Origin of the sequence: Streptomyces sp. NPDC093252 (assembly GCF_040683675.1) — a bacterium.
GTDB lineage: Bacteria > Actinomycetota > Actinomycetes > Streptomycetales > Streptomycetaceae > Streptomyces.
Map to the genome: position 1 here is coordinate 165,426 of NZ_JBFBEM010000011.1, position 23,459 is coordinate 188,884.

Sequence of the window (23,459 nt, forward strand, 5' to 3'; positions counted from 1 at the left end):
GTCGCCCCGGCCCGCCCCGGCGTCAGCCCCGCAGGGTCTCCTCCAGGGCCCTGGCCACCGTGGTGGCCTCCTCGCCCAAGAGCGGCAGTCCCGTCCCCGAGGTCACGTAGAAGGCGTCCACCGCGTTCGAGCCCAGCGTGGAGGCGTGGGCGCTGCGCACCCGGACCCCCGCCTTCTCCAGGGCGGCGCCGATCCGGAACAGCAGACCGGGGGCGTCCTGGGCGCGGACCTCGATGACGGTGGCGTGCCGGGAGGCGGCCGGGGCGACGGTCACCCGGGGCGGCGGGGCGAGCACCCCCCGGCGGCGCGGGTAGGCGGCGTCGCGCTCGGCGAGACGGCCGGCGATGTCCAGGGAGCCGTCCAGCGCCCGGACCAGGTCGGCGCGGAGCCGGGCGGCCTGCGGCAGCGAGCCGTACTGGGCGGCGACCCGCCAGTCCAGCAGCAGCACCGAGCCCTCGACGCCGTCCGGCAGTTCCAGGGTGCGCAGCTCGGCGGTGCGGACGGTGAGCCGGTGCAGGGAGAGCACCCCGGCGACGGCGGGCAGCACCCCGGGCTGGTCGGGGACGGCGATGACGAGTTCGACGCCGAGCGGCTCGGGGTCTCCGGCGGGCGCCTCCGCCGGATCCACCGGGGGTTCGGTCTGGGCGCGCAGGGCGAGGACGGGGCCGCCGGTGGCCACCGACTCGATCGCGAGCCGTTCCTGCTCGGCGGTGGGCGCGGCGCCGGTGTCCGGGGCGTCTTCGGCGACCTCCCCGGCGAGTACCGCCGAGACCCGCTTGACGAGGTCGGCGACCAGGGAGCCGCGCCAGGTCGACCAGGCGGCGGGGCCGGTGGCGAGGGCGTCGGCCTCGGTGAGGGCGTGCAGCAGCTCCAGGGTGCCCCGGTCGCCGACGGCCTCGGCGACCGCCCGTACGGTGGCCGGGTCCTCCAGGTCGCGCCGGGTGGCGGTGTCGATGAGCAGCAGATGGTGGCGGACCAGGGTGGCCAGGACGGTGACGTCGTCGCGGTCGAAGCCGATGCGGGCGGCGACGTCCTTGGCGATGATCTCGCCGGCCACCGAGTGGTCGCCGGGCCAGCCCTTGCCGATGTCGTGCAGCAGGGCGGCGACCAGCAGCAGATCGGGGCGGCTGACCCGGCGGGTGAACTCGGAGGCGCGGACGGCGGTCTCGATGAGGTGCCGGTCGACGGTCCAGATGTGGACGGCGTTGCGCTGCGGGCGGCAGCGCACCCGCTCCCAGTCGGGCAGCAGGCGGGTGATGAGGCCCTCGGCCTCCAGCGCCTCCCAGACCTCGACGGTGGGGCGGCCGGAGCCGAGCAGGGTGACGAGCTGCTCGCGGGCCTCGGCGGGCCAGGGCGTGGGCAGCGGGCGCGTGGTGGCGGCCATGCGCCGGACGGCGTGCAGGGAGAGCGGGAGGCCGGCCTGGGCGGCGGCAGCGGCGGCGCGCAGCGGCAGCACGGGGTCGCGTTCGGGGCGGGCGGCGCGGGCGAGGACCACCTCGCCGTCCTGCTCGACGACGCCCTCGGCGAGCGGGGAGCGCTCGGCGACCGGCTTGGGGCCGCCGCCCAGCAGGGTCCGCAGCCGGGGCCGTCCGGCCCGGGAGCGCAGGACGCGGCCCACTTCGCGCCAGGTGACATCGCTGGCGTAGGAGATGACCCGGGCGGCCTCGTAGACCTGGCGGAGCAGGGTGTCGGCGTCGAGGAGGCCGAGTTCGGCGGCGACCTGGTCCTGTTCCTGGAGGGCGAGGCGGTCGGTGGCGCGGCCGGTGGCGAGGTGGAGGGCGTCGCGGACGTCCAGGAGGCGGCGCCGGGCGTCGTCCAGGCCCTCGCGGGGGGCGTCGGCGAGCCAGGAGGCGGCGACCGCGCGCAGGGTGGTGGCGTCGCGCAGGCCGCCGCGGGCCTCCTTGAGGTCGGGTTCGAGGAGGTATTGCAGTTCGCCCTGGCGGGCGGCGCGGTCGGCGCACAGCTCCTGGAGTTCGGGGAGGCGCTTGGGTGCCTGGTTGCGCCAGTCGGCGAGGACGGTGGTGCGCAGGGCGGCGGTGAGGCCGAGGTCTCCGGCGAGATGGCGGGCGTCGAGCAGGCCGAGCTGGACCTTGAGGTCCTCGGCGGCGGTCTTGCGGGCCTCGGCGGGGGTGCGCACGGAGTGGTCGAGGGCGATGCCGAGGTCCCAGACCGGGTACCAGACGCTGTCGGCGAGGGCGGCGACCGCGGCGGGGTCGGAGCCGTCGTGCAGCAGGACCAGGTCGAGATCGGATCTCGGGGAGAGTTCGCCGCGGCCGTAGCCGCCGACGGCGATCAGGGACACCCCGCGCAGGGTTCCGGCGGCGGCGCCGAAGAGCCCGGCGAGCCAGGTGTCCGTCAGCGCGGAGAGGGCGGAACGGCGCGGCGGCCCGGACCGCACCCCCTCGGTGAGGAGGCGCAGCCGGGCCGCCGCGTAGCCGCCGGGTCCCGAGTCCTCTGCTTCGTGCCGTACATCCGTACTCGTCACCCGGCGACTCCTGTTCTTTCTGTCTGTCCAGGGCCCGGTCGGTCGGGGCCCTGCCGGTCAGAGCGCGTCCGGCCCGCGCTCTCCGGTGCGGACCCGGACGGCCGTCTCGACGGGCAGCGACCAGACCTTGCCGTCTCCGATCTTGCCGGTCCGGGCGGCCTTGACGATGACGTCGATGAGCTGTTCGGCGTCATCGTCCTCGGCGAGGACCTCGATCCGGATCTTCGGCACCAGGTCGACGGTGTACTCGGCGCCCCGGTAGACCTCGGTGTGGCCGCGCTGGCGGCCGTAGCCGCTGGCCTCGGTGACGGTCAGGCCGTGCACTCCGAACGCCTGGAGGGCCTCCTTGATCTCGTCCAGCCGGTGCGGCTTGACGACTGCCGTGATGAGCTTCATGCGTCCACCTTCTTGGATGCGGCCTGGTCCGCCGGGGCGGCGGCGGTGGCGGTCGTACGGACGGCTCCGCCGCCGGCACCGCTGAAGTCGTATGCGGTCTCGGCGTGTTCGACCTGGTCGATGCCCCCGACCTCGTCATCCTCGCTCACCCGCATGCCGATCGTCTTGTCGAGGACGAAGGCGAGGAGCGCGGAGACCACCAGGGAGTAGGCGAGGACCGCGAAGACACCGGCGCACTGCTTCCAGAACTGGTCGAGGCCACCGCCGTAGAACAGCCCGGCCACGTCGGACTGGCCCTCGCCGCTGGCGAAGAAGCCGATGAGCAGCGACCCGGCGATACCGCCGACCAGGTGGACACCGACGACGTCCAGGGAGTCGTCGTAGCCGAACTTGTACTTCAGGCCGACGGCCATGGCGCACAGGAGGCCGGAGATGGCGCCGACCGCGATGGCGCCGAGCGGGTCGACCGCGCCGCCCGCCGGGGTGATGGCGACCAGACCGGCGACCGCGCCGGAGGCGGCACCGAGGGTGGTGAAGGCACCGTGGCGGATCTTCTCGTAGATCAGCCAGGCGAGCATGGCGGCGGCGGTGGCGATCTGGGTGTTGATGAACATCAGGGAGCCGACGCCGTCGTCGTTGCCGAGCCAGGAACCGGCGTTGAAGCCGAACCAGCCGAACCACAGCAGACCGGCGCCGAGCATGACCAGCGGCAGGCTGTGCGGGCGCATGGGGTCGCGCTTGAAGCCGATGCGCTTGCCGATGACGAGGATGACACCGAGGGCGGCGGCACCGGCGTTGATGTGGACGGCGGTACCACCGGCGAAGTCGATCACGCCCAGCTCGAAGGCCCAGCCGCCGGCGCCCCAGACCCAGTGGGCGACCGGGAAGTACACGATCGTGGCCCACAGGGTGATGAACAGCGCCCAGGCGCTGAACTTGACCCGGTCCGCGAGGGCGCCGCTGATCAGGGCGGGGGTGATGATCGCGAACATGAGCTGGAAGACGGCGAAGACATAGACCGGGATGGTGTAGCCGTCCCACAGGTCACCGATACCGATACCGGTGAGGCCCACATAGTCGGACGACCAGCCGATGAGGCCGCCGCTGTCCGTGCCAAACGCGATGGAGAAGCCGTACAGCACCCACAGGATGGTGACGATGCCGAGGCTGATGAAGCTCATCATCAGCATGTTCAGGGTGCTCTTGACCCTGACCATGCCGCCGTAGAAGAAGGCCAGGCCCGGGGTCATGAGCATCACCAGGGCGGAACAGATGAGCATGAAACCTGTGTTCGCGGCCGACAATTCTGTCATCGGCGTCTCCTCGTCGTTGGATACGGCCCCGTGCGGGCCAAGCCTGAGCGGGCTGAAGGGCTGGGCCGGTCGATGGGCCAAGAGATTGGCGCAGCGCGGTTTCGGTGGAGGCCCCGCGTTGTTTCGCGGCGGTGACGAAGGCACCGCGCGTGTTACGCGTCGATGAATTGCCGGGTGCCCGCCGGGGCGATCGTTATGGTGACGCAACCTTGGGTCGATCGCCGTCGCGGAGGCCGCCGGGCGGCCGTCGCGGGCGCACGGAAACCGGCCGCGGTCGGCCCTCCGATGACCTGGCTGGGGGAGCCGAGTCGGGCAGTTCGGGAGGGCCGGCCGCGGCCGGGGCTCTGGGGGGTTCGGGCCGGTGCCCGCGCCGGGTCAGACGGCCTCGGCGGCCTCCGGCAGCTCGACGGCGAGTTTGCCGGTGAGGTCGACGACCTCGGCGAGATCGCCGAACTCGCGGTTGGCGGTGTCGACGGTCTTGCGGATACGGGTGTTGACCCGCTCGGAGCGGACCTTGGCGGCGACCCGCATGGCCTGCTCGGCGAGGACCGTGCTCCGCTCGGGCTCCCGGCGCAGCAGATGCACACTGGCCAGCCCGATCAGATTCAGCGCGTACGACCGCTGGTGCTCGTCGTCGACGGCGAAGAGGTCGACGGCGCGGCGCATCAGGGGTTCGGCGAGGGAGGCGTAGGCGGGGCTGCGGCCGGCCACATAGGCGAGGTCGCGGAAGGAGTGGGAATTCTCGCCGTACAGCTCGGCCTCGGAGAAGAAGCGGATCCAGTCGGGGTCGGGCTCGTCCCAGTCGTCGGCGTCGGTGAAGGTGTCCTCGGCCATCCGGACCGCGCGTTTGCACTTGCCGGGCTGGCCCATGGTGGCGTAGGCGCGGGCCTCCATCGCATACAGCATGGACTGGGTGCGCGGGCTCGCGCAGTCGCGGCTGCCGTACTGGGCGAGATGGATCAGTTCGAGCGCGTCCTCGGGGCGTCCGAGGTGGATCATCTGACGGCTCATGCTGGACAGGATGTACGAGCCGAGGGGGCGGTCGCCGGCCTCCTTGGCGGCGTGCAGCGCGAGCACGAAGTACTTCTGGGCGGTGGGCTGGAGGCCCACGTCGTAGCTCATCCAGCCGGCCAGCTCGGCGAGTTCGGCGGCGACCTTGAACAGCCGCCGGGTGGTGGCCGCGGGGTGGGGTTCCTGGAGCAGGTCGGTCACCTCGTGGAGCTGGCCGACGACGGCTTTGCGGCGCAGGCCGCCGCCGCACTGGGCGTCCCAGCGGCGGAACATGACCGTGGTGGACTCCAGCAGCTCCAGCTCGGGCCCGGAGAGCTTGTTGCGGGTGCGGTCGGCGGGGGACGGCTCGGAGTCGGGCACCTGGGCGGCGGGGGTGGGCACCAGCCAGCGCTGCATGGGCTCGATCAGGGAGGGCCCGGCGGACAGGGCGAGGGAGGTGCCGAGGAAGCCGCGCCGGGCGAGCATCAGATCGCTGCGGGAGTACTCGCCGAGCAGGGCGATGGTCTGCGGGGCCGTCCAGGGGAGGTCGACGCCGGCGGTCGAGGGGGTCTGACGGGCCGTGCGCAGGCCCAGGTCCTCGATGGAGACGACACAGCCGAAGCGCTCGGAGAACAGCTCGGAGAGGATTCTGGGGATCGGCTCGCGCGGGTTCTCGCCGTCCAGCCAGCGGCGCACCCGGGAGGTGTCGGTGGAGATGTGGTGGGCGCCGAGCTGCCGGGCCCGCCGGTTGACCTGGCGGGCCAGCTCGCCCTTGGACCAACCGCTGCGCACGAACCAGGAGTTCAGCAGCTCGTTGGGACGCTTCTCGGCGTTCGCCCCGCCTGCGCCGTTGCCGCCCACTGGAGCGCCCCCATTCCTCCGACCGCCTGTCGCCCTGCTGCGCCAAGCCCTATCAGACTGCCCGTCAACCGGGCCGCGCGTCCGGCGATTCTCACCCTTCGAACGGAGAAGCAGCTTGCCTCCGGCATACCCACCGACGCATGTGCCTCCGACCGCCGCGCACTCAAAGTAATCCTACGATCACCGACCAGCCATGGCGATCCCGGAAACGCCACCATTCGCCACCCCTTCGAATGAACTGCCGATCGCCTTCACACGATTCACTTGACAGAGACCAGGCGCGAATTGACGGAGCGATGCACAAAGGGGCGTACGGAATTCGGTGCACCACCCCTCGCGCTTCAAGGCGCTGCCTGGATCGGGCGGCAGTGGGAAGCGGGAACGATGGGCGGTCACGTTCCGCGCTCGTCTCGTAACCCCCGGTATGTGGGGAGCGTTGGAGGAGGCATGGGCTTCACGATCGGCACCAGCCGGAGCATTCGCGACATCCGGGGCGGCACCCGCCGCCGCGGCCGGGCCTCGGACTGCACCGCCGTGGCCGAGTACACCGGACTGTGGGGCTGGGCCGTGGTGCCGGGCGCCCGAGCGGCCCAGGGCCTGTGCTCCTGCGGCCGTACCGACTGCCCCGCCCCGGGGGCACATCCACTGGACTTCGCACCCGAGGTGCCCGCCGGGGCCACCCTGGACGAGGTGACCGCGGCCTGGGGCCGGTTCCCGGGCGCCGCGGTCATGCTGCCGGTCGGCCGGGCGTTCGACGTCCTGGAGGTGGCCGACCCGGTCGGGCGCCGCGCGCTGGTCCGGCTGGAGCGCATGGGGCTGCCGCTGGGGCCGGTCGCCCTCACCCCCGACGGCCGCGCCCAGTTCTTCGTCGCGCCCGGCGCCGCCGACGAACTCCCCACCCTGCTCTACCGCATGGGCTGGGACGACCCCCGGCTCGATCTGCGCGCCCTCGGCCGCGGCGACCACCTCACCGCCCCGCCCTCCGACCGCGCCGGCCTCGGCCCGGTCCAGTGGCTGCGCACCCCCGAACTCGACACCGCGACCCGCCCGCCCACGGCCAGACTGCTGCTGGGGACCCTGGCGTACGTGGCGCATCGTTCTCGGACGTAGCGCCGGGGGCCGGCCCGGGATCTGACCCTGGGGCCCCGCGCCTGGCCTCGGGCCCCGCTTCCGGACCTGGGCCTGGGGCCCGCTTCCAGACCTGGCCCTGGTGCCCCGGCCCCGGCCCCGGGGCCCGCTTCCCGACCCGGCCCCGGGCCCCGGACCCGGGGCCCGCTCCCGAAACCCACTCCCTGGACCCCGCCCCCGGACCTCCCAGGGGCCCGCCCCCTGAGAGCACCCCCAAGGACCCGCTCCCCGACCCACTCCCGAGGGCCCACCCCGCACCCATTCCCCTGGGCCCGCCCCCGAACCCGGACCCAGGGGTCCTGCTCCCGAACCCACTCCCAAGGGACCCCGCTCCCGGACCCATCCCCAAGGATCCGCCCCTCCCCAGAGGGCCACCCGCGAACCCACTCCCAAGAGCCCTGCTCCCGGACCGACTCCCAGGCGCCCGCCCCCGAACCCACCGCCGGGGGCCCGCCCCCGAGCCCACCCTCAAGGCCCCGCCCCCGAAACCACACCCAAGGGCCTGCTCCCCGACCCACTCCCGAGGGCCCACCCCGTACCCACCCCCAGGGGCCCGCCCCCGAACCCGGGCCCAGGGGACCCCGTTCCCGAAACCCACCCCCCACCCCCGTAAGCCCCCCGCTCACACCGAAGCGCCCGCTCCCCCTCCCGGGAAACGGGCGCTTCGTGGTCCGTGCGTGCGCGGTGGCGCCGACGTCACTCCCCGATAAGGGCGTCAACGAACGCCTCCGGCTCGAAGGGGGCCAGATCGTCGGCGCCCTCGCCGAGCCCGACCAGCTTGACCGGGACGCCCAGCTCCCGCTGGACGGCCACGACGATGCCGCCCTTGGCGGTGCCGTCGAGCTTGGTCAGCACGATGCCGGTGATGTCGACGACCTCGGCGAAGACCCGGGCCTGGACCAGACCGTTCTGCCCGGTCGTGGCGTCCAGCACGAGGAGCACCTCGTCCAGCGGGGCCTGCTTCTCGACCACCCGCTTGACCTTGCCCAGCTCGTCCATCAGACCGGTCTTGGTGTGCAGCCGCCCGGCGGTGTCGATGAGGACGACATCGGCGGCCATCTCCTTGCCCTCCTTGACCGCGTCGAACGCCACGGAGGCGGGGTCGCCGCCCTCCGGTCCGCGCACGGTGTAGGCGCCGACCCGCTCGCCCCAGGTCTGGAGCTGGTCGGCGGCGGCGGCCCGGAAGGTGTCGGCGGCGCCCAGCACCACGGTCTGCCCGTCGGCGATCAGCACCCGGGCGAGCTTGCCGGTGGTGGTGGTCTTGCCGGTGCCGTTGACCCCGACGACCATCACGACGCCGGGCTTCCCGGTCTCGGGCTCGGTCCTCACCGCCCGGTCCAGCTCGGGGCCGACCAGGGTGAGGAGTTCCTCGCGCAGCAGGGTGCGCAGCTCGGCGGGGGTGCGGGTGCCGAGCACCTTGACCCGCTCGCGCAGCCGTTCGACCAGCTCCTGGGTGGGCTGCACCCCGACATCCGCGGTGAGCAGGATGTCCTCGATCTCCTCCCAGGTGTCGTCGTCCAGGTGCTCGCGCGAGAGCAGGGCGAGCAGGCCCTTGCCGAGCGCGTTCTGGGAGCGGGAGAGCCGGGCGCGCAGCCGCACCAGACGGCCCGCGGTGGGCTCCGGGACCTCGATCTCGACGGCCGGGAGTTCCTCGGCCGGGAGTTCCCCGGCGGGGGGTTCCTCGACGGTGGGCGGGGCCGCGCCGCCGGGGAGGTCCACCTCCTCGATCGTGCGGCGGGGTTCGTCCCGGGGGGTCTCGGCCTCGTCGCCGACATGCGGCTCGGCCGGCGGGGCGGTGAGGTCGGGCCTGGTGGTCGGCGGGGGCAGCGGCCTGCGGCGCCTGCCGCCGACGACCAGCCCGCCGACCGCGGCGAGCACGACCACGGCGATGACTACGGCAAGGATGACGGTATCCATAACCCGACCAGTATCGGCCATGGCCCCGCGCCGGAACCCCCGCGGCGGCCTCCCCGACCGACATCACGGCATTTCCGCCCATAACTGGACCAACGTACGATGACTGCTCATGCGCCCCGCCGTTCACCGGGAGCACTCCCGGCCCGCGTCCGCCCGCCACCGCCTGGAGACCCGGGGCATCGAACCCGTCCCGGACACCGAGCGCACCGCGCGGACCGGCGGGCTCTTCCCGACCTGGGCCGCGGCCAACCTCACCGTGCTGCTGCTGACCATCGGCGCGAGCCTGTCCGTCACCCACGGGCTGAACTTCTGGCAGGCGCTGACCGTGGGTGTGGCCGCGCCCCTGCTGGCGTTCGGGCTGGTCGGGCTGATCGGGATCGCGGGCAAGCGGGGCGGGGCGCCGGGGATGGCGCTGTCGCGGGCGGTGTTCGGGCAGCGCGGGAATCTGCTGCCGGGTTCGCTGATCTGGGTGGCGCGCTGGGGCTGGGAGACCATCAACGCGGTGACCGGCTCGTACGCGCTGCTCGCGGTGCTGGACATCGTCTTCGGGGTGCGCCGGACGACCCCGCTGATCGTGGTCACCCTGGTGGTGTTCGTCGCCGCGACCTTCGCCATCTCCGGGTTCGGGATCGGGGCGGTGCAGCGGGGCACCACCTGGGCGGCCTGTCTCTTCGGCGCCTTCTCGGTGCTGGTGCTGGGCCATCTGGTGATGGAGACCGACTGGGCGGAGGTCTTCGGCCGGCGGCCTGGCTCCACCGCCGCGATGATCACCGGCATCGGCCTGGTCTCGGCGGGCGGTATGAGCTGGGCCCCGACCTCCCCCGACTTCACCCGCTATCTGCCGCGTACGGCGTCCTCGGCGGCGATCGTGCGCCATGCGGTCACCGGCGCCGGGATCGTCGTCCTGCCCCTGGTGCTGATGGGCGCGGTGATGGCGGCGGGCACGCCGGATCTGGCGTCGGCGGCGGACCCGGTGGCGTTCCTGGGGGAGATCCTGCCGCTGTGGCTGGCGGTGCCGTATCTGCTGATGGCGCTGGCCGGGATGGTGCTGATCAACTCCATGTCGATGTACTCGGCCGGGTTCACCGCGCAGACCCTGGGCTTCCGCGTCCCGCGCCCCTGGGCGGTCTCGCTGAACGCCGTGATCTCGCTGGTCCTCGGCGCGGTCCTGATGCTGGCCGCGACCAGCTTCCTGGGCTCCTTCACCGCCTTCCTCGCCCTGCTGGCGGTCGCCTTCTCGGCCTGGGCCGGCGTGTTCGGCACGGACATGCTCCGCCGGACCTCCTACGACCCCGTGGCCCTGCTCGACACCGGCCCGACCAGCGCCTACTGGTACCGGGGCGGGTTCGGCCCGGCCGCGGTCACCGCCTGGGCGCTGGGCCTGGTCACGGGCCTGCTGTTCACCCGGTCGGACTGGTTCACCGGCCCTTTCGCCACCAGCAACCCGGTCGGCGCGTACGGCCTCGGCTGGGCGGCCACCATCGTCGTCTCCGGCCTGCTGTACGCACTGCTGCCGAAACCGCCGGTGGCGGGTGGTGCCTCTCTGGATACCTGATGCATCGTCAGCTATTCGCCCTCGCGCCGGACCATCCTCACCGCGCACTTCGGGGTGGAGTGGGAGCGGCGGGGGCGGCTCCAGGACGAGTTGTCGGAGGCCCTGCTGACGGGGTGGACCGGCGAGGAGTTCGGCTACCGGGGCCGTACGGTCCGGGTCACCCCGCACCCGTTCACCCGGCCGCATCCGCCGCTGCTGATCGGCGGTTCCTCCCGGGTCGCCGCCCGCCGCGCCGCCTGCCTCGGCCTGCCGTTCTTCCCCGGCGCCCGGCTGCCCGCGCTGTCGGCCCACTGCAAGGGACGGCTCGCGGGGTACGGCACCGACGGCTGGACGATGATGCCGGACGCGCGGACCCCGCTGCTGTTTCCCGCCGAGGACCCGGACGAGATCTGGGCCCGCCAGGGGGAGTGCTTTCCGCACGAGGTCCGCGCCTATGCCGGCTGGCAGTCGGGCGGGGTGCGGTCGGCGGTGGGCTCGGCGGTGCGGTCGGCGGTGGGCTCCGTGGCCGGGACGGTGGCGGAGGGGAGGCGCAGCCTGACGGGGGTGGGGGTGTCCCGGGCGGGGGTGCCCCGGGTGCGGATGTACCGGGCGGGTGAGAGCGGGGCGGGGCCCATGAGACCGGGGCCGGGGAGCCCGGCGCAGAGGTGCCCTCGGGGTGTGGGGCCCAGGGGACCGGGACCGGGGGAGCCAGGGCGGGGCCCAGGGAACCGGTACGAACCCCAGACCGGGACGAACTCAGGTGACCGGGGTAAACCCAGGGACCCGGGGCAGACCCAGCGGACCAGGGCGGATGCCCTCAGCCCATCTCCTCCAGCGCCTTGCCCTTGGTCTCCTTCACGAACAGCAGCACGAACGGGATGGAGAGGGTCGCGAAGCAGGCGTAGATCACATAGGTCGCCGACAGATTCCACTCGGACAGGGACGGGAAGCTCGCGGTGATGGCCCAGTTGGCGATCCACTGAGCGGAGGCGGCCACGCCCAGCGCGGCGGCGCGGATCCTGTTCGGGAACATCTCGCCGAGGAAGACCCAGACGACCACGCCCCAGGACAGGGCGAAGAACAGCACGAAGACATGGGCGGCGATCAGCGCCACCGTGCCCTCGGTGGACGGGAGCTTGCCGTCGACCAGGGGCGCGGAGAAGGCCCAGGCCTCCAGGGCGAGGGCGATGGCCATCCCGGTGGAGCCGATCAGCGCGAGCGGTCTACGTCCGATGCGGTCCACGAAGATCATGGCGATGACCGTGCCGATGATGTTCACGATCGAGGTGGTGAAGGAGTAGAAGAACGAGTCCGTCGGGTCGATGCCGACCGACTGCCACAGGGTCGCCGAGTAGTAGAAGGCCACGTTGATGCCGACGAACTGCTGGAAGACCGACAGGCCGATACCGATCCAGACGATCCGCTGGAAGAAGAAGGACCCGCCGAGCAGGTCCTTGAACGTCGACTTGTGCTCGCGCCGCATGGCCTGTTCGATCTCGTCCACCCGGGCGTCCAGACCGGGGTGGTCGCCCTCGACCTCGGCGAGGATCTTCCGGGCCCGCTCCCGCTTGCCGACCGAGAGCAGAAAGCGCGGCGACTCCGGGATCGCCAGCGACAGCAGCCCGTACAGCACCGCCGGGATGACCATCACGCCCAGCATCACCTGCCAGACCTCAAGGCCCAGCAGTTCCCCGCGCTGATTGCCGCCGGCCGCGTTCAGCAGCCCCCAGTTGACGAGCTGCGACACGGCGATGCCGACGACGATCGCGGCCTGCTGGAAGGAGCCGAGCCGGCCCCGGTAGGCGGGCGGGGACACCTCGGCGATGTAGGCCGGGCCGATGACCGAGGCCATCCCGATGGCGAAGCCGCCGACGATCCGCCAGAAGGCCAGGTCGTAGAGCGCGAAGGGCAGGGCGGAGCCGACGGCGCTGATGGTGAACAGCACGGACGCGATCTGCATACAGCGGATGCGGCCGATCCGGTCGGCGATCCGCCCCGCCGTGGCGGCACCGATGGCACAGCCGATCAGCGCGATGGCGATCACCTGGGCGAGCGCGGCCGAGCCGATGTCGTAGCGGTCCCGGATGGCCTCGACCGCGCCGTTGATGACGGAGCTGTCGTAGCCGAAGAGGAAACCGCCCATCGCCGCGGCGGCGGCGATGAAGATGACATGCGCGAGATGCTCGGGGTGGGCCGGTTCCGTCCCCGGCTGCGGCGACTGCGGCTGCGCTGTGCTCGTCACATGCCCCTCCTCGGGCCACCCGTTGGTGGTACCAGTGGCGCACAGGTCCGCGCCGCCCACCACTTGGGCGCATCCGTCGGGAACGCGGGGGACGGTGAGGTCGGGGGCGGTGGGTTTCAGCGGAGCCGCTGGCTGATCACCTTCGACACGCCGTCACCCTGCATGGAGACCCCGTACAGCGCGTCGGCGACCTCCATGGTCCGTTTCTGGTGGGTGATGACGATGAGCTGGGACGCCTCCTGGAGCTCCTGCATGATCCGGATCAGCCGCTGGAGGTTGGTGTCGTCGAGGGCCGCCTCCACCTCGTCCATCACATAGAACGGGCTCGGCCGCGCCTTGAAGATCGACACCAGCATGGCCACCGCCGTCAGCGAGCGCTCGCCGCCCGAGAGCAGTGACAGCCGCTTGACCTTCTTGCCGGGCGGCCGGGCCTCGACATCGACGCCGGTGGTGAGCATGTTGTCCGGGTCGGTGAGGACAAGGCGTCCCTCACCGCCCGGGAAGAGCCGCCCGAAGACCCCTTCGAACTCCCGTGCGGTGTCCCGGTACGCCTCGGTGAAGACCTGCTCGACCCGCTCGTCGACCTCCTTCACCACCTGGAGCAGATCGGCCCGGGTCTTGCGCAGGTCCTCCAACTGCTCACTGAGGAACTGATGACGTTCCTCCAGCGCGGCGAACTCCTCCAGCGCCAGCGGGTTCACCTTGCCGAGCTGCTGATACGCCCGCTCGGCCGCCTTCAGCCGCTTCTCCTGCTCCCCGCGCGCGAAGGGCCTGGGCCGGTTGCGGGGATGCTCCGGGTCGTCCGGCAGCACCTCGCCCTCGGCGGGCAGCGACGGCGGTACGGGCAGATGCGGGCCGTACTCCTCGACCAGCCCGGCGGGCTCGACGCCCAGCTCCTCCAGCGCCCTGGTCTCCAACTGCTCGATCCGCATCCGCTTCTCCGCGCCGAGCACCTCGCCCCGGTGCACCGAGTCGGTCAGCTTGTCCAGCTCGGCCTTGAGGTCACGGCCCTGCCCGCGCGCCGCGGTCAGCTCCTGCTCCCGGCGCGCCTTGGCGGCCTCGGCGACGGCACGCTCCCGCTCCGCGCGCCCGAGGGACACCTCGACATGCGCCAGCAACTGGCGGGCGCCCGCGGCCACCGCCCCGGCGACGGCCGCCTCGTGGCGCAGCCGGGCCCTGCGCTGCTCGGCCCGCGCCCGCGCCTCGCGCTCCGCGCGCGCGGCCCGGTCCAGGCTCTCCGCCCGCCCGGCCAGCCCCTTCACCCGCTCCTCGTGCGTACGGACCTGGAGGCGGGCCTCCATCTCGGTCTGCCGGGCGTTGGCGCCGTCGGCGGCGAGCCGGTCGCGGACGGCGGTGTCAGGTTCTTCGTCGACCGGCATCTCCTCGGCGACGGCGAGCCGCTCCGCGAGTTCCTCGACCTCCTGGAGCGCCTTGTCGAGGGCGTCCTGCGCACGGGCCGCCGCGGCGACGCTCCGCTCGGCCTCGCCGGCCGCGCCCCGGGCCTGGCCGGCGAGGCGGCCGAGCTGCTGGGCGACGGAGGACTTCTCGCGCTCGGCGGCGCGGCGACGCTCGCTGAGTTCCTCGACCAGCGCGCGGCACTGCGTGCGGTGGGTCTGGGCGGTGGTCCGGGCCTCGGTGAGGCGGTCGCAGCGGACGGCCAGCTCCGCCAGTTCGGCGGCGGCCTCGTCCACGGACGCCTGGACCTCCAGCAGGCTGGGGGCCCCGGCGGAGCCGCCGTGCGCGAAGTGGGCGCCGAGGAGGTCGCCTTCGGCGGTGACCGCGGTGAGGTCGGGGCGGCGGCGGACGAGTTCTTCGGCGTCGTCGAGGGTGTCCACGACGGTGATGTCGTGGAGGAGGCGGTGGAGGGCAGGGGTGAGGTCTGGGGGGGCTTTGACGAAGGTGATTGCGGGGCGCTCCGCTTGGGGGGTGGGGCGCGGGGGGTGGGGGGTGGGGGCGGAGGGGGTGGCGGGTGCGGGTGAGTGGGGGGTGGGGCGCGCCGGGTGGGGGGTGGTGGCGGAGGGGGTGGCGGGTGCGGGTGAGTGGGGGCTGGGTGCGCAGTTCCCCGCGCCCCTGGAGGGGGTGGGGGTGTGCCGGGGTTCCGAGGGGCCCGTTTCCGGGGTTGCTGTCAGGAGGAGGGATGCTCTGCCCGCGTCCTGTTTGCGCAGGAGGCGGAGGGCGTCGGCCGCTGCGGTGGGGGTGGTGACGGCGATGGCGTCCGCCGCCGCGCCGAACGCCGCCGCCAGGGCGGCCTCGTAGCCCGGCGTCACCGTCAGGAGTTCCGCGGCCGGGCCCAGGATGCCGGTGAGGCGGTCGCGGGAGTCGAGGAGCATTCCGGTGCCGTCCTTGCGGCGCAGGCCCAGGGCGAGGGCCTCGTGGCGGGCCTGGGTCGCGGCGCGGGCGCGTTCCGCGGCGGTGAGGGCCTCGCGGGCGGCGGTGGCGGCGGACTCGGCCTCGGTGAGGCGGGCCTGGGCGGTGTCGTGCCGATCGGAGAGTTCCGCGTCGTCCGCGTCGAGGCCGTCGACCTCGGCCTTGAGCTGCTCGTACTCCTCCTGCGCGGTGATCGCGCGCTCCTCGGCCTCGTCGCGGGCGGCGGCGAGCCGGTCGATCTCGGCCTGGGCGGAGGCGGCGCGGGAGCGGGCGGCGCTGACCTGGCCGCCGAGCCGGGCGAGGCCCTCGCGCCGGTCGGCGATGGCCCGTGCGGCGTCCTTGAGGCGGCGTTCCTCGGCGGCGAGTTCGCGCTCCAGTTCGGCGCGGTGGGTGACGGTGTCGTCCAGGGCGTGCTGGGCCGCTTCGAGGGCGGCCTCCAGTTCGGCCTCCTGCTCCCGCACCCGGTGGGCCTCGCGCTCCAAGTCCTCGGGGTCCCGGCCGCGCCGCTCCTCGGGCGGGGCGGAGGTGGCGCTGGTGACCCGGGCGTCGGCCAGCGAGACCGTGCCGCGCACCCGCTCGGCGAGCTGGGACAGCTCGTACCAGGTCTGCTGGGCGCGCTGGAGGCGCGGGGTGAGGCGGCGGACCTCGTCCTCCAGGAGGGCCTCGCGCTGGAGGGCCTTGCGCAGGTCCTGCTCGGCGGCCTCCTTGCGCTCCTTGAGGGCGGCCTCGTCGGCGATCTCGGCGCTCAGCGCGTCCCGCAGCCGCACCAGGTCGTCGGCGAGCAGCCGGAGCCGGGCGTCGCGCAGATCGGCCTGGATGACGGCGGCCCGGCGGGCGACGGCGGCCTGCCGGCCGAGCGGTTTGAGCTGGCGGCGGAGTTCGTCGGTGAGGTCCTGCACCCGCGCCAGGTTGGCCTGCATCGCGTCCAGTTTCCGCAGCGCCTTCTCCTTGCGCTTGCGATGCTTGAGCACCCCGGCGGCCTCCTCGATGAAGGCGCGGCGCCCCATCGGATCGGCGTGCAGAACGGAGTCGAGCTGGCCCTGTCCGACGATCACATGCATTTCCCGGCCGATACCGGAGTCGGAGAGCAGTTCCTGGATATCGAGGAGACGGCAGGTGTCGCCGTTGATCTGGTATTCGCTGCCGCCGTTGCGGAACATGATCCGCGTGATGGTGACCTCGGCGTATTCGATGGGCAGCGCCCCGTCGGAGTTGTCGATGGTCAGGGACACCTCGGCGCGGCCCAGCGGGGGGCGGCCGGTGGTGCCGGCGAAGATGACGTCCTCCATCTTTCCGCCGCGCAGCGATTTGGCGCCCTGCTCCCCCATCACCCAGCTCAGCGCGTCCACCACATTGGACTTGCCCGAGCCGTTCGGTCCGACGACGCAGGTGATGCCGGGCTCGAACCGGAGCGTGGTCGCCGAGGCGAACGATTTGAACCCCCGGAGGGTCAGGGCCTTGAGGTGCACGCCGCTGGACTCTACCTTCCGGGGTTGTCTCACTCCATGAACCCGCGGTTTCGCCGCTGAACGCGCAGGGCACACCAGACGTTAAAGAGGGTGAAAGAATGCGGGGGGAAAGAAAGAAGGGACGCCGAAGCGTCCCTTGCGACTTCTTGACAACTTAGTGGTCGAAGCGGGTTGTACGGGCAGCCCGACCGCTGCGTGTCGTGGTGCGATGTGGTGCGATGCAGTGATCAGGTGAGCGCAGGCTCCGCCTGGTGTGCGTCGATGCTCTCCATGATCTCGTGGTGAGAAGCGGCAGCCGCAAGCGCGTCGTTCTCCGCCTGGATTCGTACCAGCTCGGATTCCAGGTCCTGGACACGCTGCTGGAGCCGTCGCATCTCGGCGAGGAGTCGAGGGTCGGAGCCGCCGACGTAACCGAGAAGCGCCTTTGCCATTGGAATGGTCCTCCACACTGAGTGACCGACCGAAACGGTGTGGGTCGTGAGGGAATCGCACCCGCGGTGCTTGGCACATTGAGTGGTGACTCTGCTGTTCTGCCATGCCAAACAGCTAAGGTGCGCGGGGCTTTCAGCGTCTCACCAAAAAGTTTGACGGTCAACACGATCACGCCCCGTATTGGCGGGCAGCCCGGGGGCGCGCGGCCGGTGACGGCGACGCGGCGACTCCTGCGGGCCCGCAGGGCCTGCCGATCATCTTTCCCCGCGGAGCCGGTCAGGGCAAGGGTTTCTCGGCAATCACCAGGAGCTTTCCCCTCGGGGCGCACTCCGGGGCACCCACCCCGGAGCGGCCCCGCGGGCCCGTGCGGTCGCCGGATCAGCGGACGGCGAAGCCGTCGTAGCCGCCGCGCGGTGTGTCCCAGATCTCGGTCACACCGTCCACGCGGCCGGGCGTGTCGCCGGTCCGGAGCCATTCCAGCAGCCCTTCGCAGCCCGTCCGCGGCCCTTCGGCCACCACCTGGACCCGGCCGTCCCCCAAATTGAGAGCAAAGCCACTCAGGCCCCCGATCTCCAGCGCCTTGGCCCGGGTGAACCAGCGGAAACCCACCCCTTGTACCCGCCCTCGCACCCAGGCGACCAGCCGCACATCCTCGTTCATGACTGCAACTTAACCGGGCGGTGTCACTCACGACACTTCCGCCTCAGGCGCCATGCGGTACCGTCCCGACGCAGTGAATCTCATCTGAAACTCACTCGATCGAGTGACTTGCGTTGACCGGAAGGACCAGTCGACCGCACGCCACGAGGAAGGCCAGGACATGGGACGCCACCGACGCTCGGACGCCGGACGCGCCGCCAGGGACCGCGCCACGGGGGGCGTACCGCAGGGTTCCGGCACCGGGGACCACGGGGACGGCCGCCGGGTCCGGGGCATCGCTCCCTATCTGAATCCGGAGGCGTACGCGCAGTCCGCGGCCCGCAGCGAGGAGTTCCTCTACGCGACCGACGACGACTACCCGCGCCCCGCGCCGGACCCGGTCCCCCTCCCTCACGGCGGAAGCGGCGACACCGGCTCGCACCGCCGCCCCCGCAAGAAGGGCGCCCGCCCGGTGCGCACCGGACTGCTCGGCGTCTCCGCCGCGGTCGCGATCGGTACGGTCGCGGTGGCCGCCGGGGTGGTGCCCGGCACCGACACCTACCGGTTCGGCGGCGACGGCGACCGGATCGAGGCCGCCGACACCCCGACCGGCACCCCCAGCGCCCAGGGCGGCACCTCGGGCGACGCCGAGAGCCCGGCACCGGGCACGGACGCCACCGGCACCGGCACCGGCGGCACCCAGGGCTCCACCGCCACGGCCTCGCCCGAAGCGCCCGCCGACCAGAAGACCCCGGACAAGAAGGCACCGGAGTCGAAGAAGCCCGGCTCCCCCGCCCCCGAGAAGACCCCGGAGCCGAAGAAGCCGTCGGCGACCACCCCCTCGAAGTCCGCGTCCCAGCCGCCCGCCACCCGGCCCGCCACCCCCTCCCCCAGCCGGACGGCCACCAAGGCGCCGGTCGCCCCGCCCTCCGCCTCGGCCCGCCCCTCCACCCCCGGGACGGTGTCCCAGGAGGCCGCTGCCGCCGCCGAGGTGCTGCGGCTGGTCAATGTGGAGCGGGCCGCAGCGGGGTGCAGCCCGGTCGCCGCGAACAGCGCGCTGTCGGGGCTGGCCCAGAACTTCAGCGAGGACATGGCCGCCCGCGGTTTCTTCGACCACACCGACCCCGACGGCGACACCCCCTGGGACCGGGCCGCGCAGGCCGGGATAGCCAACCTCGGCGGCGAGAACATAGCCCGCGGCCAGACCGACGCCGCCGCCGTGATGGACGCCTGGATGAACAGCGAGGGCCATCGCGCCAACATCCTGAACTGCGACTTCACCACGCTCGGCGTGGGCGTCGAGTTCGGCTCCGGCGGCCCCTGGTGGACCCAGAACTTCGGCTACTGACCATCCCCGGAACCACTTTCCACCGGTCAGCGCACGCTGCCGGGCGGCGCTGCGCTCCCGTACGCTCCGTTTCATGGACACCTCGGCCGGCCCGGACGCCCCGGGCACCCCGGACCTCCCCTACGACGTGTTCGCCAGGGCGTGTCCCTCGCGCCGCACGCTGGAGCATGTCACCGGCCGCTGGGGCGCTCTCACCCTCGGCGCGCTCCACGAGGGCTCGCTGCGCTTCAACGAACTGCGCCGCCGGGTCGACGGGGTCAGCGAGAAGATGCTCTCCCAGACCCTGCACGCCCTGGAGCGCGACGGCCTGGTCCACCGCGAGGCCCAGTTGGTCAACCCGCCCCGGGTGGACTACCGGCTCACCCCGCTCGGCCGCCGCATCACCGACCGCCTGCTCGCCCTGATGACCAGCGTGGAGACCGGCATGGACGAGGTCGTGGCCGCCCGGGTCCGCTACGACGAGCGGCACGGGGACCCCGTCAGGGGGTGACCCTCGGCGGGCGCTGGCAGGTCGGGCAGTAGTAGCTCGACCGGTTCATCCAGGGGCGGCGGCGGATCGGCGTACCGCACCGCTTGCAGGGCAGTCCCTCACGGCCGTACGCGTCGAGCGAGCGGTCGAAGTAGCCCGACTCGCCGTTGACGTTGACGTACAGGCTGTCGAAGCTGGTGCCGCCGACGGCGAGGGCCTGGTTCATCACCTCCCGGACATGGCCGAGGAGTTCGGCGGTGCGGGGGCGGGTGAGGGTGGCGGTGGGGCGTTCGTAGTGCAGCTTGGATCGCCAGAGCGCCTCGTCGGCGTAGATGTTGCCGACGCCGCTGATCAGGGACTGGTCGAGCAGGGCGCGCTTGATCGTGGTGCGCTTGCGGCGCAGGGCGCGGTGGAACGCCTCGTCGTCGAAGAGCGGGTCGAGCGGGTCGCGGGCGATGTGCGCGATGACGTCGGGCAGTCCGTCGGCCCCGGTGTCGTGCAGCGAGAGGCCGCCGAAGGTGCGCTGGTCGACGAAGCGGAGTTCGGTGCCGAGGGCGTCCGCGAAGCCGACGCGGATCCGCAGATGCCTCTCGTCCGGCGCCCCCTGCGGCTGGACCAGCAGTTGCCCGCTCATCCCGAGATGCGCGAGCACCGCCTGACCGGTGTCCTCCAGCGGCAGCCAGAGGTACTTGCCGCGCCGGCTCGGCACTCCCACCCGGTGCCCGGTGAGCCGGTGCCCGAAGTCCTCGCCACCGGCGAGATGCCGGCGCACCGCACGCGGGTGCAGCACCTCGACCCCGGCGACGGTGCGATGGGCGACCCACCGCTCCAGACCACGCCGGACGACTTCGACCTCGGGCAGTTCGGGCACTGCTCTCCCTCGCTCAGATTGGCCGCCCCGGCATGGGGAACCGGCGCACACAGCCTAGTCCGGGCGCGTCGTCACCCAGCCAGGCCGGTGGGCCGTACCCGTCCGTCCGCAGTGAGCCCATTGGTCAGCAAGGCGTCGGCCTCCTCATCACGGCCCTGGGCCCGCAGCACCTCGACGAGGTCGTGCAGCGCATGACGGTCGCCCCGGTCGAGGAGAACGCGCAGTTCCTCGGTTCGGCCGAGTTTCTTGAGCAGGTCACGGCGTCGGTGGTCCGGGACATTCCCGTCGGCATGGCCGAGCAGGGCTATCGCTCGGTCCTTCTCGCCGCGTGCCACGAGGGCATCCACCAGAGCGGTCGTCACGTCGAAGATCTCCGAGGTCAGTCCCCCTTGCCCGTGCAGGCGTATCGCCTGCTCCAGGTCGCCTGTCTCGATGGCCAGCCTGGTCAGCTCGCCGATGGCGTAGCGGTCGCCATCCTCCGCACGAGCCCGCAGCCTGTCGATCCGGCCCGTGGTGCGCAACAGTTCGGCCAGTTCACCGCAGAAACGGGGATGAGCGTCAACGAGCCGAGCCAGGACGGTGATCGCCCTCTCGCTTTCACCCCGCTCACGCAGCAGCCTGGCTGCTTCACCCCCCGCATCGGCATGGCCCTGCGCCGCCCGGCTGAGCAGGGTGTCGAGATCGCCCCGCTCCGCGAGTAGATGGGCCAGCACCCAGTCGGTGTCGGCATCGCCGTGGTCGACGAAGTCCCACAGGACCTCGATGCCCTCGTCCGTACGTCCCTTCTCGTGGAGAAGTTCGGCGAGGGAGCAAGCCGCCGTGAAGTACCCCTCCTCGGCCAGCTCGTACAGTCGGTCGACATCGCCGACTTCCCTGCACAACTCGGCGAGCACGAGATGTGCGTCCTCGTACTCCCGCTCGTGGAGCATCTCCAGGATCAGGAGGGCCCGGTCGACCTCGTCCTCTTCGCGGAACAGCTCGGCCAGCCGGTACCAGGCCCACAGATTGTCCGGATCGAGATCCTCCAGCAGCAGCGAGATGGCCAATTGCGGATGCCCGTACTCGATGACATGACTGATCGCGTACTCGTTGCCCGCCTCAGCAAGGTCGAGCAGTTCCTCGAAGTCCCAGCCGGCCAGGATCGTGCGGTACAGAGCGGCATCGGGAGCCTGGGACTCGGTCAGCCGATCGGCCATCTCCTGTGCTCCGGCCTCATCACCCGTCCTGCGGTACAGATCGCCCAGCACCTGCATGGCCGGGGCAGAGCCCGCCTCGATCGCTCTGCGCAGCAGGGGTACGGCCGCTGCGAGTCGCTGTCGGGCCACGGCCGCAGCGCCGGTTCGCACAAGGTCCGTGGGATCGCTGAGGTGGTCCGCGCACGCCTGCCAGAAGGTCTCCGGAGGAGGTACGAAGCGTTGGGCACGCCCGGTGTGATGGAGCAAGTAGTCCGCCACCCGGTAGCCGTCCAGGTGCCCCATGCCGGCGCTGTCGCTGACCGGCACGAGGGCCGAGGCCGCACCCAGCAGCGGTTGGGTCGCATAGCCCAGAGCCTCCTCGAACCAGTCGCCGGATGCACGGGCTCGCTGCGCGGGATCGCAGTAACCCGGTGCCGCCGCACGCAGCAGATGCTCGGGGAGGGCCGCCTGAACTCCCATGAGCGTCGCGTCGACGGCTGCGGTCAACAGCGCGCGGGCGTAGGGCCCTGCGGTCTCCCAGCGCTGGACCAACTGTGGTGCACCGGCGATGACCTGGGTCAGGCCGAAGTCCTTCGACTTCAGGGCGATACACAACCAATCATCGGATGCCGCGAGGTCCCCGGCCCGTCCGCGCTCCGCCGACGTGAGGTCGGCGCCGACGGCCACCACCTCAGCGAGCTTCAGCAGCTCACGCTCGGCGCGGTAACGGTCCTCTTCGTGCACGGAAAGAGTGGTCGCCGTCCAGGTGTCGTAGTAGTGCGGCCACAAGGTGCCCACCAGCACTACCGGATGGGATCGGGCCAGCAGAACACGGACCGTCGCAGCGGTCAGCTCGCGAGTGCCGGACACATGGTTCTGCAACTCGTCGAGCCACACCACCAGGGGTCCTGGCGCCTGCTCGACGAGTTCCGCGAGCCGACTGCTGTCGGCCGGATGCAGCAGCCACCAGTCGGGAAGCAGCGCATGGATCGCTTCGTACAGCGACCGGGTCTTGCCGACCGAGGAACCACCGACCAGAAGGACGAATCCGCCGTCCAGTGCGGCTGCCTCGATCAGTGGGCGCAGCCCGTGACCGGCCCGGGTGTCCAGGTCCCGGTGCACATAGGCCGGCAGCACGGCGGACCCGGCACCGGTGACCCGGATAGGGCGGTGCACTCCCAGCCGTATCGGATCGGCGTCCCGTACCCGGACGAAACCCGGATCTGGAAGGGGCGACGTGACGGCGGCCGTCAGTCCAGCAGTGCCTTTGATCACGGAGACACTGTCGGCATGCCCGATCTGAAAGACATCCCCACCGATGGACGAGCCTTCCACCCGGTTCCCGTCCGCTGTCCCCGTCATACCCGTCCCGGTCAGTCGCCGACGGCGGATCCGAAACGGACGTCCCCGCCGACCGAGCCGATCTGGATACTGTCTCCGCCGATCACGCTGTGGACAACGGCCTGGGAACCGCCGCCGATCCCGGCACTCGCCGGGGCCCGCGACAGCAGGGCGCGCAGATCGGAAGCGAGGGCCTCATCGGTGAGCAGAGCCTTCCGGATCGTTTGGCGCAGCACTGCCTCGATGTCGCGATCGTTCGCGTCCGCTGCCATGTCCTCTATCACTTCGGGAGGTTCCTCCCCCTCGGCGCGTGTCCCGAAGATCCGCTGTGCGATCCGCCGCCCCAGATCGACCGTCGCGTTCGCGGCCTCTTCCTGGGTACGGGCGAGTACGGCCAAGCCGTACGCGCCAACGGCCGCCGTCACGAAAGGGACCGCCTCCTGGGCCATGTGTGCAATGTCCCCGGTCATATGCCACCAGCT

17 protein-coding genes and 1 pseudogene are annotated in these 23,459 nt (G+C 72.2%); 5 read left to right on the plus strand and 13 right to left on the minus strand.

What is annotated here, in order from left to right; genetic code table 11:
• Nucleotides 1-22: 22 nt before the first annotated feature.
• The 4 genes from AB0O01_RS23630 to AB0O01_RS23645 all read right to left on the minus strand — a co-directional run bounded on the left by AB0O01_RS23630 (nt 23) and on the right by AB0O01_RS23645 (nt 6,045).
• Nucleotides 23-2,485, minus strand: a complete 2,463-nt coding sequence (locus AB0O01_RS23630; RefSeq protein WP_365316190.1) for a [protein-PII] uridylyltransferase — start codon at nt 2,483-2,485, stop codon at nt 23-25.
• Between the two features lie 57 nt (nt 2,486-2,542).
• Nucleotides 2,543-2,881, minus strand: coding sequence for a P-II family nitrogen regulator (locus tag AB0O01_RS23635; protein ID WP_003997576.1), 339 nt, complete (start codon nt 2,879-2,881; stop codon nt 2,543-2,545).
• Nucleotides 2,878-4,194 (minus strand): ammonium transporter, encoded by a 1,317-nt coding sequence (locus AB0O01_RS23640; RefSeq protein ID WP_365316192.1) that lies wholly within the window; start codon nt 4,192-4,194, stop codon nt 2,878-2,880. Before AB0O01_RS23640 ends, AB0O01_RS23635 begins: the two co-directional genes overlap by 4 nt.
• Nucleotides 4,195-4,569: 375 nt before the next feature.
• Nucleotides 4,570-6,045 (minus strand): hypothetical protein, encoded by a 1,476-nt coding sequence (locus AB0O01_RS23645; RefSeq protein WP_365316194.1) that lies wholly within the window; start codon nt 6,043-6,045, stop codon nt 4,570-4,572.
• Nucleotides 6,046-6,492: 447 nt separating this feature from the next.
• On the opposite strand from AB0O01_RS23645, the gene AB0O01_RS23650 reads away from it, so the two are divergent.
• The gene (locus tag AB0O01_RS23650) at nt 6,493-7,155 is read left to right on the plus strand and encodes a bifunctional DNA primase/polymerase (protein ID WP_365316196.1); all 663 of its coding nucleotides are present in this window, start codon (nt 6,493-6,495) and stop codon (nt 7,153-7,155) included.
• A 714-nt stretch (nt 7,156-7,869) separates the two neighbouring features.
• On the opposite strand, the gene ftsY is transcribed toward AB0O01_RS23650, so the two are convergent.
• The gene (gene ftsY, locus AB0O01_RS23655) at nt 7,870-9,090 is read right to left on the minus strand and encodes a signal recognition particle-docking protein FtsY (RefSeq protein WP_365316198.1); all 1,221 of its coding nucleotides are present in this window, start codon (nt 9,088-9,090) and stop codon (nt 7,870-7,872) included.
• Nucleotides 9,091-9,199: 109 nt separating this feature from the next.
• Between ftsY and AB0O01_RS23660 the strand changes: the two genes are divergently transcribed.
• On the plus strand, nt 9,200-10,645 hold the full coding sequence (locus AB0O01_RS23660; RefSeq protein ID WP_365316200.1) for a cytosine permease: 1,446 nt from the start codon (nt 9,200-9,202) through the stop codon (nt 10,643-10,645).
• Nucleotides 10,646-10,693: 48 nt separating this feature from the next.
• Nucleotides 10,694-11,125: pseudogene (locus AB0O01_RS23665) on the plus strand (LLM class flavin-dependent oxidoreductase); the annotation flags it as partial.
• Here AB0O01_RS23665 and AB0O01_RS23670 read toward each other — a convergent pair.
• From AB0O01_RS23670 to AB0O01_RS23690, 5 genes are all read right to left on the minus strand, one after another.
• Nucleotides 11,077-11,259 (minus strand): hypothetical protein, encoded by a 183-nt coding sequence (locus AB0O01_RS23670; protein ID WP_365316201.1) that lies wholly within the window; start codon nt 11,257-11,259, stop codon nt 11,077-11,079. The pseudogene AB0O01_RS23665 and the gene AB0O01_RS23670 sit on opposite strands and share 49 nt — an antisense overlap.
• Before the next feature lie 182 nt (nt 11,260-11,441).
• Nucleotides 11,442-12,866, minus strand: coding sequence for a sugar porter family MFS transporter (locus AB0O01_RS23675; RefSeq protein WP_365316202.1), 1,425 nt, complete (start codon nt 12,864-12,866; stop codon nt 11,442-11,444).
• Between the two features lie 116 nt (nt 12,867-12,982).
• Nucleotides 12,983-16,702: an AAA family ATPase gene (locus AB0O01_RS23680; protein WP_365316203.1), complete on the minus strand. Its 3,720-nt coding sequence runs from the start codon at nt 16,700-16,702 to the stop codon at nt 12,983-12,985.
• Between the two features lie 227 nt (nt 16,703-16,929).
• Nucleotides 16,930-17,133, minus strand: a complete 204-nt coding sequence (locus tag AB0O01_RS23685) for a hypothetical protein (RefSeq protein WP_365316205.1) — start codon at nt 17,131-17,133, stop codon at nt 16,930-16,932.
• A 379-nt stretch (nt 17,134-17,512) separates the two neighbouring features.
• Nucleotides 17,513-17,794 (minus strand): acylphosphatase, encoded by a 282-nt coding sequence (locus AB0O01_RS23690; RefSeq protein WP_355742415.1) that lies wholly within the window; start codon nt 17,792-17,794, stop codon nt 17,513-17,515.
• Nucleotides 17,795-17,954: 160 nt separating this feature from the next.
• Between AB0O01_RS23690 and AB0O01_RS23695 the strand changes: the two genes are divergently transcribed.
• The gene (locus AB0O01_RS23695; protein WP_365316207.1) at nt 17,955-19,121 is read left to right on the plus strand and encodes a CAP domain-containing protein; all 1,167 of its coding nucleotides are present in this window, start codon (nt 17,955-17,957) and stop codon (nt 19,119-19,121) included.
• Nucleotides 19,122-19,194: 73 nt separating this feature from the next.
• A complete protein-coding gene (locus AB0O01_RS23700) occupies nt 19,195-19,611 on the plus strand; it encodes a helix-turn-helix domain-containing protein (protein ID WP_365316209.1) in 417 nt (138 codons plus the stop codon).
• Here AB0O01_RS23700 and mutM read toward each other — a convergent pair.
• The 3 genes from mutM to AB0O01_RS23715 form a co-directional block, all read right to left on the minus strand.
• On the minus strand, nt 19,601-20,461 hold the full coding sequence (gene mutM, locus AB0O01_RS23705) for a bifunctional DNA-formamidopyrimidine glycosylase/DNA-(apurinic or apyrimidinic site) lyase (protein WP_365316211.1): 861 nt from the start codon (nt 20,459-20,461) through the stop codon (nt 19,601-19,603). The two genes, AB0O01_RS23700 and mutM, sit on opposite strands and share 11 nt — an antisense overlap.
• 71 nt (nt 20,462-20,532) lie before the next feature.
• Entirely contained in the window at nt 20,533-22,911 is a 2,379-nt protein-coding gene (locus tag AB0O01_RS23710) for a hypothetical protein (protein ID WP_365316212.1), read from the minus strand.
• A gap of 98 nt (nt 22,912-23,009) precedes the next feature.
• On the minus strand, nt 23,010-23,426 hold the full coding sequence (locus AB0O01_RS23715) for a hypothetical protein (RefSeq protein ID WP_365316214.1): 417 nt from the start codon (nt 23,424-23,426) through the stop codon (nt 23,010-23,012).
• Nucleotides 23,427-23,459: the final 33 nt, after the last annotated feature.

What these genes read in the sequence shown, in the direction of transcription:
- AB0O01_RS23635 (WP_003997576.1), bottom strand. Translation starts at nt 2,881, where the DNA reads ATGAAGCTCATCACGGCAGTCGTCAAGCCGCACCGGCTGGACGAGATC.
- AB0O01_RS23640 (WP_365316192.1), bottom strand. Translation starts at nt 4,194, where the DNA reads ATGACAGAATTGTCGGCCGCGAACACAGGTTTCATGCTCATCTGTTCC.
- AB0O01_RS23650 (WP_365316196.1), top strand. Translation starts at nt 6,493, where the DNA reads ATGGGCTTCACGATCGGCACCAGCCGGAGCATTCGCGACATCCGGGGC.
- ftsY (WP_365316198.1), bottom strand. Translation starts at nt 9,090, where the DNA reads ATGGATACCGTCATCCTTGCCGTAGTCATCGCCGTGGTCGTGCTCGCC.
- AB0O01_RS23660 (WP_365316200.1), top strand. Translation starts at nt 9,200, where the DNA reads ATGCGCCCCGCCGTTCACCGGGAGCACTCCCGGCCCGCGTCCGCCCGC.
- AB0O01_RS23670 (WP_365316201.1), bottom strand. Translation starts at nt 11,259, where the DNA reads ATGGGCCCCGCCCCGCTCTCACCCGCCCGGTACATCCGCACCCGGGGC.
- AB0O01_RS23685 (WP_365316205.1), bottom strand. Translation starts at nt 17,133, where the DNA reads ATGGCAAAGGCGCTTCTCGGTTACGTCGGCGGCTCCGACCCTCGACTC.
- AB0O01_RS23690 (WP_355742415.1), bottom strand. Translation starts at nt 17,794, where the DNA reads ATGAACGAGGATGTGCGGCTGGTCGCCTGGGTGCGAGGGCGGGTACAA.
- AB0O01_RS23695 (WP_365316207.1), top strand. Translation starts at nt 17,955, where the DNA reads ATGGGACGCCACCGACGCTCGGACGCCGGACGCGCCGCCAGGGACCGC.
- AB0O01_RS23700 (WP_365316209.1), top strand. Translation starts at nt 19,195, where the DNA reads ATGGACACCTCGGCCGGCCCGGACGCCCCGGGCACCCCGGACCTCCCC.
- AB0O01_RS23715 (WP_365316214.1), bottom strand. Translation starts at nt 23,426, where the DNA reads ATGGCCCAGGAGGCGGTCCCTTTCGTGACGGCGGCCGTTGGCGCGTAC.